Origin of the sequence: Saccharopolyspora elongata, from assembly GCF_004348985.1 — a bacterium.
GTDB lineage: Bacteria > Actinomycetota > Actinomycetes > Mycobacteriales > Pseudonocardiaceae > Saccharopolyspora > Saccharopolyspora elongata.
In genome coordinates, this window is sequence record NZ_SMKW01000250.1 from 1 (window position 1) to 638 (window position 638).

Annotated in this window: 2 protein-coding genes; both read right to left on the reverse strand. The window is 69.4% G+C overall.

The genetic code is table 11. The features are described 5' to 3' along the window. A partial coding sequence (locus E1288_RS49730) for a three-helix bundle dimerization domain-containing protein (protein ID WP_408014324.1) occupies window positions 1–331 on the reverse strand: 331 nt, incomplete at its 3' end. After that, a partial coding sequence (locus tag E1288_RS46565) for an arsenic resistance protein (RefSeq protein WP_408014325.1) occupies window positions 312–638 on the reverse strand: 327 nt, incomplete at its 5' end. The genes E1288_RS46565 and E1288_RS49730, both read right to left, overlap by 20 nt.

Below are 638 nucleotides of genomic sequence, written 5' to 3' on the forward strand. Positions count from 1 at the left end.
CGGCGGCCATCTGGGAGCGGCCGGCGTTGTGCACGCAGACGAACAGGACCTCGGGGGTGGTGGGCACGGTGGCTCCTTGGTTCTTGGCGATGTCGGTCAGCCGCTCGCGGGCGTAGCGGGTGGCCAGGGTGGTGAGGTGGGTGTGCACGCGGGCGGTCGCGTTCAACTGTTGGTGGGTGTCGGCGACGATGGCGTGGATGGTTTCGGTGGCGAAGATGCCCTGGAACTGGGTGTGCAGGTCGGCGGCCGCGTGGTCGAGGAGCGCAGCGACCTGGGCGTCGGTCGGCCGGTATTCCTCGGCGTCGTGATGGCTAGGTAGTGGTGCGGGCATGGTCGGCCTCCGGCGTGGTGGAGGTGGGGGTGAACCAGCGGCGGGCCGCCAGTGAGACGTAGACGAGGCCGACCAGGACGGGGACCTCGATGAGGGGGCCGACGACGCCGGCGAGGGCTTGTCCGCTGGTGACGCCGAAGGTGGCGATGGCCACGGCGATGGCGAGTTCGAAGTTGTTGCCCGCGGCGGTGAACGACAGCGTCGCCGAGCGTTCGTAGTTCAGGCCGATGGCCTTGCCCAGGGCGAACGATCCGGCCCACATCACGGCGAAGTAGACCAGCAGCGGCAGCGCGATGCGGACTACGTC